Annotated in this window: 13 protein-coding genes; all 13 read left to right on the forward strand. The window is 63.0% G+C overall.

The window, feature by feature from the left end; all coding sequences use genetic code 11:
• The first annotated feature begins 21 nt into the window (after positions 1–21).
• The 13 genes from AC0L3E_RS16000 (at position 22) to AC0L3E_RS16060 (ending at position 16173) form a co-directional block, all read left to right on the forward strand.
• Positions 22–1242 carry an acyl-CoA dehydrogenase family protein gene (locus tag AC0L3E_RS16000; RefSeq protein ID WP_473605144.1) on the forward strand — a complete coding sequence of 407 codons (1221 nt, stop codon included), beginning with the start codon at positions 22–24 and terminating at the stop codon, positions 1240–1242.
• Between the two features lie 63 nt (positions 1243–1305).
• Positions 1306–1854 (forward strand): flavin reductase family protein, encoded by a 549-nt coding sequence (locus AC0L3E_RS16005; RefSeq protein WP_127319879.1) that lies wholly within the window; start codon positions 1306–1308, stop codon positions 1852–1854.
• A 394-nt stretch (positions 1855–2248) separates the two neighbouring features.
• Positions 2249–3784 carry an FGGY-family carbohydrate kinase gene (locus AC0L3E_RS16010; RefSeq protein WP_473605145.1) on the forward strand — a complete coding sequence of 512 codons (1536 nt, stop codon included), beginning with the start codon at positions 2249–2251 and terminating at the stop codon, positions 3782–3784.
• The gene (locus AC0L3E_RS16015) at positions 3781–4557 is read left to right on the forward strand and encodes a DeoR/GlpR family DNA-binding transcription regulator (protein ID WP_127269804.1); all 777 of its coding nucleotides are present in this window, start codon (positions 3781–3783) and stop codon (positions 4555–4557) included. Before AC0L3E_RS16010 ends, AC0L3E_RS16015 begins: the two co-directional genes overlap by 4 nt.
• Positions 4554–6266 carry a glycerol-3-phosphate dehydrogenase/oxidase gene (locus AC0L3E_RS16020; protein ID WP_473605146.1) on the forward strand — a complete coding sequence of 571 codons (1713 nt, stop codon included), beginning with the start codon at positions 4554–4556 and terminating at the stop codon, positions 6264–6266. The genes AC0L3E_RS16015 and AC0L3E_RS16020 overlap by 4 nt, the downstream gene beginning before the upstream one ends.
• Before the next feature lie 423 nt (positions 6267–6689).
• Entirely contained in the window at positions 6690–7700 is a 1011-nt protein-coding gene (locus tag AC0L3E_RS16025; protein ID WP_473605147.1) for a sugar-binding transcriptional regulator, read from the forward strand.
• 33 nt (positions 7701–7733) lie between these two features.
• Entirely contained in the window at positions 7734–8390 is a 657-nt protein-coding gene (locus AC0L3E_RS16030) for a DUF2291 family protein (RefSeq protein WP_473605148.1), read from the forward strand.
• Positions 8387–9928, forward strand: coding sequence for a sugar ABC transporter ATP-binding protein (locus AC0L3E_RS16035; protein ID WP_127318214.1), 1542 nt, complete (start codon positions 8387–8389; stop codon positions 9926–9928). Before AC0L3E_RS16030 ends, AC0L3E_RS16035 begins: the two co-directional genes overlap by 4 nt.
• A gap of 26 nt (positions 9929–9954) precedes the next feature.
• Positions 9955–11085, forward strand: a complete 1131-nt coding sequence (locus AC0L3E_RS16040) for an ABC transporter permease (protein ID WP_473605149.1) — start codon at positions 9955–9957, stop codon at positions 11083–11085.
• 38 nt (positions 11086–11123) lie between these two features.
• Positions 11124–12065 (forward strand): D-ribose ABC transporter substrate-binding protein, encoded by a 942-nt coding sequence (locus tag AC0L3E_RS16045; protein WP_013533072.1) that lies wholly within the window; start codon positions 11124–11126, stop codon positions 12063–12065.
• A gap of 96 nt (positions 12066–12161) precedes the next feature.
• Positions 12162–13721, forward strand: a complete 1560-nt coding sequence (locus tag AC0L3E_RS16050; protein ID WP_473605150.1) for an FGGY family carbohydrate kinase — start codon at positions 12162–12164, stop codon at positions 13719–13721.
• On the forward strand, positions 13718–15235 hold the full coding sequence (locus AC0L3E_RS16055) for a glycerol-3-phosphate dehydrogenase (protein WP_473605151.1): 1518 nt from the start codon (positions 13718–13720) through the stop codon (positions 15233–15235). The genes AC0L3E_RS16050 and AC0L3E_RS16055 overlap by 4 nt, the downstream gene beginning before the upstream one ends.
• A complete protein-coding gene (locus AC0L3E_RS16060; protein WP_127318206.1) occupies positions 15235–16173 on the forward strand; it encodes a sugar phosphate isomerase/epimerase family protein in 939 nt (312 codons plus the stop codon). Before AC0L3E_RS16055 ends, AC0L3E_RS16060 begins: the two co-directional genes overlap by 1 nt.
• Positions 16174–16211: the final 38 nt, after the last annotated feature.

Genomic DNA, 16211 nt, shown 5'->3' on the forward strand with positions numbered 1-16211 from the left:
ATTGAAAAGGAGGAGAAGACAATGAACAAACCCATCAAGCACGGCTCGTGGGGGACGACCACCGACTATCGCGACTTGCTCAGCAAGATCACGGAGATCGGGCCGGCCCTGGAAGCCAACGCTACCGCCGATGAGGAGAATGGCGAACTGACTGCGGCCACGTTCGAGCTGCTGAAGCCGCTGCGCATGTCGCATATCTTCGCCGCGGAGAGCCTCGGCGGTGCGCAGCTGCGACCCACCCAGGGTCTCGAACTGCTGGCGGCGATCACCTGGCACTCTGGGGCGGCTGGTTGGGTTTCCATGGTGCATTGCTGCATCGGTGCGATGTCGGCAGCCTTTCTGCCGGACAGCGCGGTCGAGCGGTTGTTCGCGCCGGGCACCGAAAACCGGTTCTCGGGGCAGGGCGCGCCGCTCGGTATGCTGAAGAAAGTCGATGGCGGCTACCGGCTGAATGGCAAGTGGAGCTATGGCAGCGGCTTCAGCCACGCCACCTACAGCCACAGTGCCGCCTTCGTCGACGACGGCACCGGCAAGCCCGCCAAGGACGAGAAGGGCAACTTGATCATCATGTGCGCCCATGCCCCGATCTCTCAGCACAAGCAACTCGGCAATTGGGACGTTCTGGGCCTCGGCGGCACCGGCAGCATCGACTATGCGGCCGAGGACGTCTTCATCGCCGACGATCTCGTCTTCCCAATCCTGACCGCACCGCCGCTGCGTCAGAAGGAGTTCTTCAGTCTCGGTGTCGTCGGCCTCGCCGCAATCGGGCATACCGGTTGGGCTCTCGGCACTGGGCGGCGGATGCTGGACGAGATCGCCAAGTTCGCCCGCACGAAGTCAGGCCGCGCTGGGCTGATCGGCGAGAGCGAGAAGTTCTGGCACGACTATGGCCGCGCCGAAGCTCGATATCGCGCTGCCCGCGCCTTTGTCTTCGAAGTCTGGCGCGACATCGAGGCGACGGTCGAGGCCGGCAACAGGGTATCGACGCGACAGATCAGCCTTGTCCATCTGGCCAAATCCGAGATTCACGAGGTTGGCGTGGATATCTGCAATTTCGCCTACCGCGCCGGCGGCGGCGCGTCGCTGCGCGCCGGCGTGATCCAGCGCACCTTCCGCGAGATGATGGTGGCTGCCAATCATTTCACGATCGCGCCGTCGATCGTCACCTCGGCTGGTCGCGACATCGGCGGCCTGTGGAGCGATCACACCTGGCAGTTCTACGACCTGATCGAGAAGAAGTAGTCGCAAGGGCCGGACGGCGGACGCCGTCCGGCCCCTATTTCACGCTGCAGAAGAGAGATGTCGATGAGCTTCCCGCATCCGATGACCAACGCCTTCCGCGAAGCCTTTCGCCACCATCCGGCCGGTGTTGCCGTGATCACGGCCGATCCCGGCGACAGGCCGGTGGCGATGACCGTATCCTCGCTGATCTCGGTAAGTGCCGCGCCGCCGGTCGTCGCCTTCTCGCTCTCGATGAAATCGACTTCGTCCGAGCCCTTGCTGCGGGCCGAGACCATGGTGATCCACCTGCTGCGCTTCACTGATATCGACCTGGCGCAGCTCTGCGCGTCCAGCGGCGCGGAACGTTTCCCGCCGGGAGGCGCCTGGGCGCGGCTGCCCACCGGCGAACCGCGCTATACCGGCGTTTCGACCTGGTTCCGCGCCCGTCGGCTCGGCGTTCTGCCGATTGAGGGCGCGACGCTTGTCGCGGCCGAACTCCTTGACGGCGAGGTGCTGCCGGACGAGGTCCCTCCGGAGGCGCATTCGCTGGTTTATCTCGACCGTCGCTGGCATCGCCTGCACAAGGAACTGGACGGGGTGGCTGAGCTTCTTGAGTCGTCGCGTTTTCTTTGAACGGCGCCGAAGCGGCGCTGGTTATCAGGTCGTTGCGCACGGAACTCGGAAAGCCAGTCGAAGCGCGTTCGGCGTCAATCGTACCGTGCTCTCTGGCTCCCAGCGCGGAGTTAAGGGCTATCCGGCCAGTTGGGCACTAGCCGGCACTTCATCCGCATCGGATGCGGTACGAAGGGGGAAGGCAATTTTTGTCGCAGATGACGTCAGACATTTCCGCAAAATATCTCACGTATTGACGTTAACTTAACATGCTACTATGGTCTTTTTACCGCGTCGGATGCGTCGCTTTTGTATCACCGTTGCTCGTTGATTGTCGTCATGCCTGTCATCCCTATCCCAACCTGCAGGTTTGCCTTGCAGCGCCCTTCACCAGTTGCTGAAAGCGGCGGCGCCCATGCCCAGTTTGCTCGGAATCGATAACGGTCTCACGGTCACCAAGGCGGTGATCTTCGATGCCGATGGCACGCAGTTGTCGGTGGCGCGTCGGCGCGTCCCGCAGTCGATGCCCCATGCGCGCTGGGTGGAGCGCGACATGGCAAGGCTATGGCAAGCCACCGCCGATGCCATCCGCGAAGCGATCGCATTGTGCGGCCGGCCCGCCAACGATATCAAGGCGGTGGCGGCGACCGCACACGGCGACGGTCTCTATTTGCTCGACAAGGATCGCCGGCCGCTAGGCCCCGGTATCCTGTCGCTTGACAGCCGCGCCGGCGAGATTGTCGAACAATGGTCGGCGGATGGGGTCTTCCAAAATGCGTTGGCGCGTACCGGACAGGCGCCGCACGTTTCGGCTCCGTCGGCGCTGCTGGCCTGGATCAGAGAGCACGAACCGGCCCGCTATGGCCGCATCGGGCATATACTGGCCTGCAAGGACTGGCTGCGCTTTTGCCTGACCGGCACGATCGGCACCGACCGTACCGAGGCCAGCACCTCATTCACGGATTTCCGCACGCAGGATTACGCGCTGGAAGCGATGCGCATCTTCGAACTGGACGATCTTTTCGACGCGCTGCCGCCGATGGCGCATTCGGCCGAGATCGCCGGCCACGTTACCGCCGAGGCCGCCGACATGACCGGCCTTGCCAAGGGGACACCGGTGGCGAGCGGCCTGCATGACGTAACTGCCTCCGCACTTGGCATGGGCGGCCATGAGGAGGGTGTGCTTGCCATTGTCGCCGGGACCTATTCCATCAACGAAGTGGTCTCTTCGCAACCGCGCGTCGACCCGCGTTGGCTCTGTCGCAACGCCATCGACGCCGGCCGCTGGAACAACATGGCGATCTCGCCGGCCTCGACCGCGAACTACGATTGGTTTCTCGACACGTTCTGCCGCTCGGAACAGGAGAGGGCATCGGTCGGTGGTGGATCGATCCACGAGGTTTTGGCAGCAGAGATCGACGAGGCGCTTAAAAAGCGGTCGACCATCCTGTTTCATCCCTATCTGTTCGGCTCCCCCTTTGGCGATGTCGCCAGCGGCAGCTTTGTCGGCCTTCATGGCTGGCACAATCGTGGCGATATGCTCAAGGCGGTTCTGGAGGGCATTGCTTTCAATCATCGTACCCATGTCGAAGCCTTGCGCGACGGCTTTGCCATCAGCGAAATCCGCCTGACCGGCGGCGGCTCGCGCAATCCGGCCTTCGTCCAGATGTTTGCCGATGTGCTGAACGCCCCGGTCACCGTCACCTCGACCGACGAGGCCGCGGCGTTTGGCGCTGCGCTTTGCGCGGGTGCGGCGGTTGGCATCTTCGCGACGCCGCAAGAAGGCGCCCGGCAGGTCGGCATGACGGCGCGCCAATACGAGCCAGTGCCGGCCTCGAGTGCTGTGTTCAACGAGCGCTTTTCCCTCTATGGCCGCATAGCCGGTGCGCTCGTGCCGCATTGGCCCGACATCGAGAAGCTGGCGCGGCCAGACACCGAGGGGACCGCATGATCAAGGCCGACGAACGACGCGAAGAGATCGCCGATTATGTGATCAAGCTCGGCCAGGTACGCATCGACGATCTGGTCGAGCATTTCGGCGTGTCGCGCATGACCATCCACCGGCACATCGACCGGCTGGCGCAGCAGGGCGTGTTGCGTAAGCTGCACGGTGCGGTCACGGTTCAGCCTTCCGGTCTCTACGAAAGCGCCTTCCGCTACCGGGTGACGGTCAACCGGGCCGAAAAGGATGCTCTGGCGCGGACAGCACTCGATTATATCGAAGCTGGCCAGGTGGTGATGCTGGACGATTCGTCAACGGCAAATGCGGTCGCTACGCTCCTGCTCGACGTCAAGCCGCTGACCGTCATCACCAACTCAGTGGCGACGGCTGCACTGCTGACCCATGTCGACGAACTCGACTTCATCTGTCTCGGCGGCCAGTACCACAACACCTACAACGCCTATATCGGCATCGTCTGCGAGAACGCGGTGGCACAGCTTCGCGCCAATGTGCTGATCTGTTCGGCTTCGGCCATCACCGGAACCACCGCCTTCATCCAGGATCCCAATGTCGTGCGGGTCAAGCAGGCGATGATGGCTGCATCGGTCAAGCGTATCCTTCTGATCGACCATGCCAAGTTCGATAGGATCGCGCTGCATGTCTTCGATGATCTGACCAGCTTCGATGTCGTGCTGGCGACCGAAGGCCTGGGCGATGCGCGGGCGCAAGCCCTCGAACGGGCCGGCGTGAAGCTGCGCATCGTCAAGACGAAAGCGCCATGAGTTCGAGCGAAGCAATACGTACGGAAAATCCAGCCGGGCGTCTGGCCGCCATGGCCGGAGCCGGGGAGGTCGACGTCGTCATTCTTGGCGCCGGCATCAACGGGGCAGGGCTGTTTCGCGATCTGTGCGCGCAAGGCGTCAGCTGCCTGATCGTCGACAAGGCGGATTTCGGCTCCGGCACGAGTGCTGCGCCATCGCGGCTCATTCATGGCGGTCTGAAATATCTCGAAACCGGCGAGTTCAGGCTGGTGGCGCAGTCGACGCTCGAACGCAATCTGCTTTTGAAAAACGCGCCGCACTATGTCAGCCCGCTGCCGACCGTCATCCCGATCTTTTCCTGGAGCAAAGGCATGCTGGCGGCGCTGCGGACGCTGTTCGGCTCGACCAGCGCGCCGCGCAGCCGTGGCGCCGTCCTGATCAAGATCGGCCTGATGATCTATGATTTCTATGGCTCGCGAAATCAGGTCATGCCGCGTCACCGCATGGTCGGGCGGCGCCAGGCGCTCAGTGAGATGCCGGCGCTCGCCCCCTCGATCGTCGCCACCGGCACCTACTACGACGCCAAGATAAGCCACCCCGAGAGGCTCGTGCTCGAACTGATCCTCGATGGGCTGCAGGCAAACGAGGCCTCGGCCAGCGCGAACTACACGGCGCTGGCGAAGTCCGCCGATGGCGTGCTGACCTTCCAGCCGGAAAACGGCGCGGCCTTTTCGGTGCGGCCGAAGCTGGTGGTCAATGCCGCCGGCCCATGGATCGACGATGTCAACGATTCGCTAGGCGCGCCGTCGAAGATGATCGGCGGCACCAAGGGCTCGCACATCCTGTTGAAGCACGACGAGCTGGTCAAAAGCCTGGCCGGACGCATGCTGTATTTCGAAGCCGATGACGGCCGCATCTGCCTTGTCTACGACTATCTCGGCCTGGCGCTGGTCGGCTCCACCGACATCAAGGCCGACAACCCCGACGCGGTGCGCTGCGAACCTGACGAAGTCGAGTACCTGCTCGACAGCGTACGGACGCTGCTGCCGGGGATGGCGTTCGAGCGCGACCAGATCGTCTATGCCTATAGCGGCATCCGGCCGCTGCCGGCCTCGGATGCATCGGTGCCCGGCTTGATCAGCCGTGACCACTCGGCGCCCGTCGCCGAGCCGGATCGGAACAGACCTTTCGCAGTCATCTCGCTGATCGGCGGCAAGTGGACGACCTTTCGCGGCTTCGCCGAGGAAGTCGCCGACACCGTGCTCGGCCGTCTGCAGCGCAGCCGCAAGGTGACGACGCAGACCATGCCGATCGGCGGCGGCAGGGATTTCCCGGCTGATGCTGCATCGCGAGCAAGTTGGCTGGCTCTGGCTCACTCGGAGACGGGCGCTGGAGAACGGCGTCTCGAGGCGCTGCTGTCGCGATATGGCACCAGAGCCACGCAGATCGCCACACATGAGCCGGATGATGAGGGCCGACTGCCGGATTCAGAAAGCTACAGCCGATCGGAAATTGACTACATCGTCCGCACCGAGTTCGTCGAACATCTGGCCGATATCGTCATGCGCCGCAGCACCCTGGCGATATCAGGGTCACTGACGGGCCGGGATCTGCAGGAGATTGCGACGATTGCCGGACGGGCGCTGGGCTGGAGTGCCGGGCGCCTCGCAGAGGAAGTCGAGGCCGCCGCCCTGGAACTCGAGGACCGGAACCTGATGCGGCTGGGCTGATCATTCCGTCGCCGATGCTCTTTCCCAAGGCAATCCGGTCGGTTTGCCTAAGGATGCGTCGCATCCCCAATCGCTCAACTCACAGGTGGATTGGGATTTTGCCGATGTCAGATATTATTCTGGAGAAACAGCTAGTTAGCAAAAAATTTGATAGCCGATGGCTGTGCAATTCTACTGGCTCAGGCACGAAATAACACAGATTGACGTTAAATTAACATAGCCGTATGATCGAGTAACATGCTCACCTCCTAATGGGTCGATGTTGCCCGCCGAAATGCCGGCAGACCGGCGTTTCGGGAAGGGCGAGACCTGTGAATCGCCCATATGTGCATGCGCCAAATCCGGCGAGGGATTGACAGCGATGCAGGGATGTGAAAATTTTTGCACACAAAGATAATAATATCATCTCAGGGAGGAGATGTCTTGAAATCCGGCGGAGCCACTAACCGCGATCATGAGTCCAGCCTCGCCACCCGCGCGGCCTGGCTTCACTATGCCGGGGGTCTGACGCAGGCCCAGGTGGCCAAGCGGCTCGGCCTGACCAGCCTCAAGGCGCATCGGCTCATCACCCGGGCCACCCAGGATGGCCTTGTCAGGGTGATCATCGACGGCGATGTCGGCGAATGCATCGACCTCGAGCAGCAGCTGATCACTGCTTACGGGCTCGACTACTGCGAGGTTGTTCCTGATCTCGATCAGGACGAGCTGCCGCTGAAGGCGCTTGGCATCGCCGGCGCTCAGTTTCTGAAGCGGGAGATCGATCGCGGCGAGGACATGCTGATCGGCGTCGGCCATGGCCGTACCCTTGCCGCAAGCGTCGAGTATCTGACGCGCACCGCCGCTGCCCATATCCGTTTCGTCTCGCTGCTTGGCGGCGTGACGCGCAAATTTGCGGCCAACCCGCACGACGTCATGCATCGGCTGGCCGAGCGGACCGGCGCGCAGGCCTATGTGATGCCGGTGCCTTTCGTCGCCAACACCGCCGAGGACCGTGAGGTGCTGCTTGGCCAGCGCGGCATTAGCGATGTCTTCGACCTCGCAAGCCGGTCCGACCTGATGTTCGTCGGCATAGGGACCGCCGAGCGGGAAGCTTCGTTGGTCGCTACCGGCATGATCGAACATTCCGAAATCGATGAGGTGAAACGCGATGGCGGCGTCGGCGAGCTGCTCGCCCACTTCTTCGACGACAAGGGGCGCCCGGTGGAAACGGCGCTGTCGGACAGAATTCTCGCGCTTCCGCGGGACCAGTTGAAGGGCCGCCGGATCGTCGCCGTCGCCGGCGGCAAGGTGAAAATACGCGCCATCAAGGCGGTGCTCGAAAGCCGCTATCTGAGCGGCCTGATCACCGACGAGTCCACCGCTCGTGCCCTTGTCGAACAGAACAAACCCAATGGCGCGAAGCGCCATGTGAACGGAGGATCGTCAAATGCGTGACAAGCGCGGATCAGCCTTGCTCGCGGTTGCGTCATGAGCGCGAAAGCCGCCACCGCATCGACCAGGCCGGCTTCGCCCGCCCTGCGTCGGGCACTTGCCGGCGCCGCGGTTGCCGTCCTGCTCGGCGCCATGGCGCTCGACACCAAGGTGGTCAGGATCGGCTCTGCCGGCGATGTCCGCAGCGCCGTGTTTTCCGCCGCTGACTACGGCAAGTCGGAGTTTCCCAAGGTGCAGGCCGATGTCGAGGCACGCGCCGCCGACGCGGTGACGGTGGCTGCTGCTATCGCCAAGGACAGGGCGACGGCGGAAAAGGAATATGGCGTGCCGGCGGGCGTCGGACCGGTCATCTCGGTCAAGTTCACCGGTGTCGTCGGCGAAGGAAAATCCGGCATCTACAAGGTCGCCGTCGAAGGCGTGCCGGACACGCTGATGATCCGGGTGCAAACGGGACCGGCGATCAACGGCACCGAGCTTCGCGACGCCACCGGCAAGATCACATTCGGCCAGTTCACCAACCAGATCGAATACCAGGACGCCGGTTCGGCGCTGAACAACGAGATGAAGAAGGAAGTCCTGGCCAAGGTCGACACCAGCACCTTGACCGGCAAGACCGTATCGGTGGTAGGCGCATTCAAGCTGGTCAACCCGAAGAGCTGGCTGGTCACTCCGGTGAGGCTGGAGGTCAAATGAGCGCGGCTGCAGACACCGGACCCGCGACCGGCGACGCCGTGCTTTCGGCGCGCAACATCGTCATGTCGTATGGCGGCGTTCATGCGCTCAAGGGCGTCAATTTCGACATCCATCGCGGCAAGGTCACGACGCTGTTCGGCGAGAACGGCGCCGGCAAGTCGACGCTGATGAAGATCCTGTCCGGCGTCGTCACGCCGACGTCCGGCGACATCGTGCTCGACGGCAATCTCGTCAGCTTCTCCTCATCCTCGGACGCGCGCGATCGCGGCATCTCGATCATCCACCAGGAACTCAGCCTGGCGCCGAACCTCAGCGTTCGCGACAACATCTTCATGGGCCGCGAACTGCGCACCAGAACCGGCCTCGACTTCGCCGAAGAATCGCGCCAGGCGCGCGCGCTGATGGCCGATCTCGAAGAGGACATCGACCCGATGACTCTCGTCGAGGATCTGCGCCTGGGTCAACAGCAGATCGTCGAGATCGCGCGGGCGCTGTCGGTCGATTCACGCATCCTCATCATGGACGAGCCGACCTCCGCGCTCAGTGCAACCGAGGTCGAGGTGCTGTTCAAGGTGATCCGCGATCTGACCAGCCGCGGCGTCTCCATCGTCTACATTTCACATCACCTCGAAGAAGCGCTGCAGATCACCGACTACGCCGTTGTCCTGCGCGACGGCGCCATAACGGCAACGGCCGAAGCCAGGGACATCGACCTTGAGTGGATCGTGCGCAACATGGTCGGCGAGAATTTCGATCTCGGCTCGCCGCCGACCGGTCATGCGTTCGGCGAGGTCGCCCTTTCGATCGAGGACGTCAGCGTCGTTGACACTTCGGGCTCGGGCTATTCCGTCGTCGATCACCTGTCGCTGGACGTCAGGGCCGGCGAGATCGTCTGCATCTATGGGCTAATGGGCGCCGGGCGCACGGAATTGCTGGAGGCCGTCGCCGGACGAGTGCCGATGGCGGGCGGTCGCGCGCTTCTGGAAGGCGAGGACGTCTCGGGGTTGAGCATTGCCCAGCGCATCTCCAGAGGGCTTGTGCTGGTCCCCGAGGACCGCCAGCGCGACGGGCTGGTGCAAACGATGACCGTCGGCCGCAATCTCTCGCTTGCCAGCATCGAGGCGTTCGCCAAGGGGCTGTTTCTGTCCCGTTCCAGGGAGCGAGAGCTGGTCGAAGACTCGATCCGCAAGGTGACTGTCAAGACCGCAGGTGGCAACGCCATGATCGGATCGCTGTCGGGTGGCAATCAGCAGAAGGTCGTCATCGGCAAGATGCTGACGACCAACCCCAAGGTCATCCTCCTCGACGAGCCGAGCCGCGGCATCGATGTTGGCGCCAAGGCCGAGGTCTTCCGCTTGTTGAGCGAACGCGCCGCTCAAGGGCTTGCGGTCGTCTTCTCGACCTCTGAGGTCAACGAATGCCTCAGCATTGCCCACCGCATCGTCGTCATGCGGCGTGGCAGGATTTCAGCTGAATTCGGCGCCAACGCCACCAAAGAGCAGATCATGGCCGCCTCCGGCGAAGCCGTGGTCGCCTGATCACCAGAATTTCGGAGCCCAGACCCATGACCGACGTCAGCCAGGCCAGAAAACAGTCCAGTCCAAGCGCGAGCGAAGGCTTCGATCTCGCCAAGTTGCTGCTCGAGGGCCGGGCCTTCTTTGCCCTGATCGTCATCATCGTCGTCTTCTCGATCCTGTCGCCCTACTACCTCTCGGTGGCGAACTTCCTGACCATGGCTTCGCATGTCGCCATCTTCGGAATCCTCGCGATCGGCATGCTGCTCGTCATCCTCAATGGCGGCATCGATCTGTCGGTGGGGTCGACGCTGGGTTTGGCCGGCGTCGTTGCCGGATTCCTGATGCAAGGGGTGACGCTGACCTGGCTGGGCGTCGTTCTCTATCCGCCGGTCTGGGTGGTTGCGATGCTGGCCTGCATGCTGGGCGCGGTCGTCGGGCTGATCAACGGCGTGCTCATTGCGCGCTTCAAGGTTCCGGCGTTCGTCGCCACGCTCGGCGTCATGTACATGGCGCGCGGCCTGGCGCTGCTGATGACCAGCGGCCTGACCTATAACAATCTCGGCGGCAAGCCGGAGCTCGGAAACACCGGCTTCGATGCGCTTGGCTTCAACCGCTTGTTCGGCGTGCCGACGGGCGTCGTGGTTCTCGTGGTCATCGCGCTGATCGGCAGCATCGTGTTGAACCGCACCGCCTTCGGGCGCTGGCTCTACGCCTCGGGCGGCAACGAGCGCGCGGCCGAACTGTCCGGCGTTCCGGTCAAGACGGTGCAGATTTCGGTCTATGTGCTGTCAGGCATCTGCGCCGCTATTGCCGGCCTGATCCTGTCATCGCAGTTGACGTCGGCGGGACCGACCGCGGGCACCACCTACGAATTGACGGCCATCGCGGCCGTCGTCATCGGCGGCGCGGCACTGACCGGCGGCCGTGGCAACATCCGCGGAACCCTGCTCGGGGCCTTCGTCATCGGCTTCCTGTCCGACGGTCTGGTGATCATCGGCATCTCATCCTACTGGCAGACAGTGTTCACGGGCGCGGTCATCGTGCTCGCCGTGCTCCTCAATGCCGTTCAGTATCGCCGCCGTAGCAAGCTCCCAAGCGCGACAGGTGGCCAACCGACTTCTCAGAAACGGGGGAAGGCCGAACCGGCCAATCCTGCCCAAGGGAAGACTGCCAGGTGAACTGGCAGCAACACCGCGTAATCATTGGAGGAATGTACATGAAAACCATGCTGAAAAGTCTGCTCGCCGCCGCGATGGTCGTCGGGTTCACGGCCGCCGCGTCAGCCGCGGGCCTGATCTCGATCATCGTCAACGATCCGGCCAACCCCTACTGGCTGACTGAGGGCAACGTCGCCAAGGCCGAGGCCGAGAAGCTTGGCTATACAGCCAATGTCGGCGCCCACAAGGGCGATACCAATACCGAAAGCAATTTGATCGACACCGCCATCACCAACAAGTCGGTGGCGATCATCCTCGATCCGGCCAACGCTGACGGCTCTGTCGGTGCGGTGAAGAAGGCGATTGCAGCCAACATCCCGGTGTTCCTCGTCAATGCCGAGATCAATCAGGAAGGCCTCGCCAAGGGTCAGCTCGTTTCCAACAACGCGCAAGGCGCTGCTCTCGGTGCCCAGCAGTGGGTGCAGGCCGTCGGCGAAAAGGGCAAATATGTCGAACTGCTCGGCGCCCCGTCTGACAACAACGCCGCTACGCGCTCGAACGGTTACGCGACTGTGCTGAGCCAGTACCCGGATCTCGAAAAGGCTGCTTCGCAGGTCGCCAACTGGGATCGTACCCAGGGCCACGACAAGATGCAGAGCATGCTGCAGGCCAATCCCGACATCATCGCCGTGATCAGCGGCAATGACGAGATGGCGCTTGGCGCGGTTGCGGCGCTGAAGGAAGCCGGCAAGCTCGCCGGCATCAAGGTCGGCGGCTTCGACGGCTCCCCGGATGCGGTTGCGGCGATCAAGTCCGGCGAACTGCAGTACACCGTGCTTCAGCCGGTCGCCATCTTCTCGGCCAAGGCCGTGCAGCAGGCGGACTCGTTCATCAAGACCGGAGCCACCGGCGCGGCGACCGAGAAGCAGCTGTTCGATTGCCTTCTCATCACCAAGGACAATGTCGACAAGTACACCGCTCCCTTCGTCCTGTCGGAATGAAACCTGCACAGGGGGTGTCCTTGCGGACACTCCCTGCCTCTTCTACGAAATGACTACCCTCGTGAACTGCCTTCGCAACCAACCGGAATTTGCGGCATGAAAGACCTGCTGATCGGCATCGACGCGGGAACGTCGGTGATCAAATCGATCGCTTTCGACCTGTCCGGGCGGCAGCTCGCCATGACGTCGGTGCCCAACAGCTTCGTCACGCTGGAAGGCGGCGGCGCCGAGCAGGACCTCGACCAGACCTGGCGCGACATGGCGCGGACCGTTCGCGATCTCGCGGCCAAGGTTCCCGACCTCGCGCAACGAACCGCAGCGGTGGCCATCACCGGGCAGGGCGACGGAACCTGGCTGATCGATGGCGAGGGCTTGCCTGTCTCGCGCGCCTGGCTGTGGCTCGATGCCCGCGCCGGCCATTTGGTGGACGAGATGCGCGCGGATCCCCGGGATCGCAGGCGGTTCGAGCTGACCGGCACGGGGCTGAATTCCTGCCAGCAAGGCGCCCAGCTTGCCTTCATGAAAAAGAACCATCCCGACATGCTGGAGCGGGCGGCGACCGCCCTGCATTGCAAGGATTGGCTCTACTTCAAGATGACAGGCGAACGCGCCACGGATCCCTCCGAGGGAACCTTCACCTTCGGCGATTTTCGGTCGCGCAGCTATTCCGACGAAGCCCTCGACATCCTGGATCTGACGACGCATCGCTGCCTGTTGCCTCCCATGCTCGAAGGCACCACCGACCATCATCCGCTGTCGCGGTCGGCGGCGGCAGAGACCGGCCTGCTCGAAGGCACGCCGGTGGTGCTGGGTTACGTCGATATGGTCATGACGGCGCTCGGAGCCGGCCTCTATGATCCCTCGGGCAATGTCGGCTGCACGGTCATCGGCTCGACCGGCATACACACGCGCTTCGCAGCCACGCCCGACGATGTCGTGCTGAACGACGATGGCTCCGGCTACACGATTGCCATGCCTATTCCGGGCGCCTTTGCCCAATTGCAATCCAACATGGCGGCGACGCTCAACATAGACTGGGTGCTTGGCCTTGCGCGCGACGTGCTCGCCACGGCTGGCGGCAAGCCTTCTCATGACGAGTTGCTGAAGGCCCTCGACGCTTGGGTGGAAGCATCGGAGCCGGGATCGCTGATCTACCAGCCTTATATATCGCTGGCCGGTGAAAGAGGACCGTTCGTCGATCCTGACGCACGCGCTGGCTTCATCGGCCTTTCGGTCAAGCACGGGTTTGGCGATCTGGCACGCGGCGTCCTCGAGGGACTGGCCTTCGCCGCACGCGATTGCTACCAGGCGATGGGCGCCGTGCCGGGCGAAATCCGCCTGTCGGGCGGCGCAGCGCGCAGCCCGTCCCTACGCCGCATCATCGCAGCGGCGACAAGGGCACAGGTGCGCACCAGCAGTCGCCAGGAAGCCGGCGCGGCAGGCGCCGCGATGATGGCTGCGGTCGGCCTCGGCGTCTATGGCTCGATGGAAGACTGTGCCGCCGAGTGGGTAACGCCGCTTCTCGGCGACTGCGATGCCTATGACGAGGCGCTTTCGCAAACCTACGATGCCCTCTTCCCTTCCTTCGTTGCAGCGCGTCAGGCGCTTCGGCCGGTGTGGAAGGGCATGGCGCACCGCACAGGAGCAGGATCTTGAGCAATACAACAGATGTCGTCGATCTCTTCGTGATCGGCGGCGGCGTCAATGGAGCCGGCATAGCGCGTGATGCGGCAGGTCGCGGGCTGTCCGTCATCCTGTGCGAAAAGGACGATCTCGCGCAAGGCACGAGCTCGCGCTCCGGCAAGCTGGTGCATGGCGGCCTGCGCTACCTCGAATATTATGAATTCCGGCTGGTTCGCGAAGCACTGATCGAACGCGAGGTGCTGCTCGAGGCGGCGCCGCACATCATCTGGCCGATGCGCTTCGTTCTTCCGCACAGCCCGCAAGACAGGCCGGCATGGCTGGTCCGGCTCGGGCTGTTTCTCTACGACCACCTTGGCGGCCGTAAACGCCTGCCGGGGACAAGAACACTGAACCTCAAGACTGCGCCGGAAGGCGCGCCAATCAAGGACGAGTTCAAGCGCGGTTTCGAATATTCCGACTGCTGGGTCGACGATGCGCGCCTGGTGCTGCTCAACGCCCTGGATGCCAGGCAGCGCGGTGCCAGAGTGCTCACGCGCACCGCCTGTGTCGCGGCCCGCCGCGAAAACGGACTGTGGTCGATCGACATGCAGGATGGTCGCACGGGTTCGGTGACGAAGGTCCGGGCGCGGGCGCTGGTCAACGCGGCAGGCCCCTGGGTCAACGACATTGTCAGCCGCGTCGCCGGCCAGAATTCCACCCGCAATGTTCGTCTGGTGAAGGGCAGCCATATCGTCGTGCCCAAATTCTGGGAGGGGCGGCAAGCCTATCTCATTCAGAACAACGACAAGCGGGTGATCTTCGTCAATCCGTATGAGAACGATCTGGCGCTGATTGGCACCACCGACATTCCCTACGAAGGCAGGCCCGAGGAAGTGGTCGCCGAGGCCAGCGAAGTCGACTATCTGATCAAGGTGGTCAATCGCTATTTCAAGCGGCAACTGACGCCACAGGACGTGGTCTACAGTTTCTCGGGCGTGCGTCCGCTCTATGACGACAATGCCGACAATCCAAGCGCGGTGACGCGCGACTATATTTTCGAACTCGACGCCTCCAATGGCAACGCACCGCTGCTTTCGGTGTTCGGCGGCAAGATCACCACCTTCCGCAAGCTGTCGGAACACGCGCTGGAAAAGATCCAGCCGTTTTTTCCGACGATGAAGAAAGCCTGGACAGCCAAAATTCCCTTGCCGGGAGGCGACCTGCCCAATGCGGACTTCGAGCAGTTCCTGAGCGATCTGCATTCCGAGTTTTCATGGCTCAGCCCGTCGCTGGTGAAGCATTACGCGCGAAGCTATGGCACCCGCGCCAGGCAATTGCTCGCTGGCGCACAGCGCGAGGCGGATCTCGGCCGCCGCTTCGGTCCCGACCTGTATGAGCGGGAGGCAAGGTTCCTGGCCGAGACCGAATGGGCCGGCACATCAGCCGATATTCTGGAACGCCGCACCAAACATGGCCTGCATCTCGATGCGGCCGAGCGGAAAGCATTCGAAGACTGGTTCGATAACATCATGGCGACGGCAGACTGATGGCCTTCACGCTTTCCCTCAACACCAATCCACTGGTCAACCGTTTCGCCGATCCGGACGATCTGATCGACGCGATCGCCTATGGCATCGGCATCCGCGACGTGCAGCTGACGCATGAATTCGTCAATCCGGGCTGGCCAGCGGCGACGATTGCCAAATTCCTGCGCCTGTTCAACAGCGCCTTGGCGCGGACCGGTGTCAGGATCACCTCCGGCATGACCGGACCCTACGGCCGGCTCAACCATTTCGGCCATCCGGATGCGGATGTCCGGCGCTACTATGTCGACTGGTTCAAGACCTTCGCCGACATTTCCGCGGAACTCGGTGCGTCGGGCATGGGCACGCAGTTCGCCATCTTCACCCACAAGGACTTTGACGATCCGCAACGGCGGGCGGCACTGCTCGATATCGCGCTCGAATGCTGGCGCGAGGTGGCCGAGCACGCCAAGGCGGCGGGTCTGTCCTATCTGTTCTGGGAGCCGATGTCGGTCGGCCGCGAGTTCGGCCACACGATCGAAAGCTGCGCCACGCTGCAAGGCGCCATCGATGCGGCGAAGCTGCCCATACCGATGAAGATGATGGTGGATATCGACCATGGCGACGTGACCTCGGCCGATCCTGCCGATACCGATCCCTATGCTTGGGCGAAAGCGTTTCCATTGCAATCGCCGATCATCCACATCAAGCAGTCGTCGATGAATAAGGGCGGGCACTGGCCGTTCACGGCCGCCTACAACAAGGATGGCCGCATAGTGCCGCAGAAGCTGCTGGACGCGGTTCGGCAGGGCGGTGGAACCGACAATGAAATTTGCCTTGAACTTTCCTTCAGGGAGAGGGAACCAGTCGACCATCAGGTTATCGAGATGATCCGCGAGTCGGTGGATTTCTGGGCCCCTCATATCGACAGCGGTCGCGACAGTCTCAAGCCCCGGACCTGAGCGAATACGTCGCCCGAAAGCCGGCTTCGGCCGCAAAA

The sequence above is a fragment of the Mesorhizobium sp. WSM4822 genome (assembly GCF_055811155.1).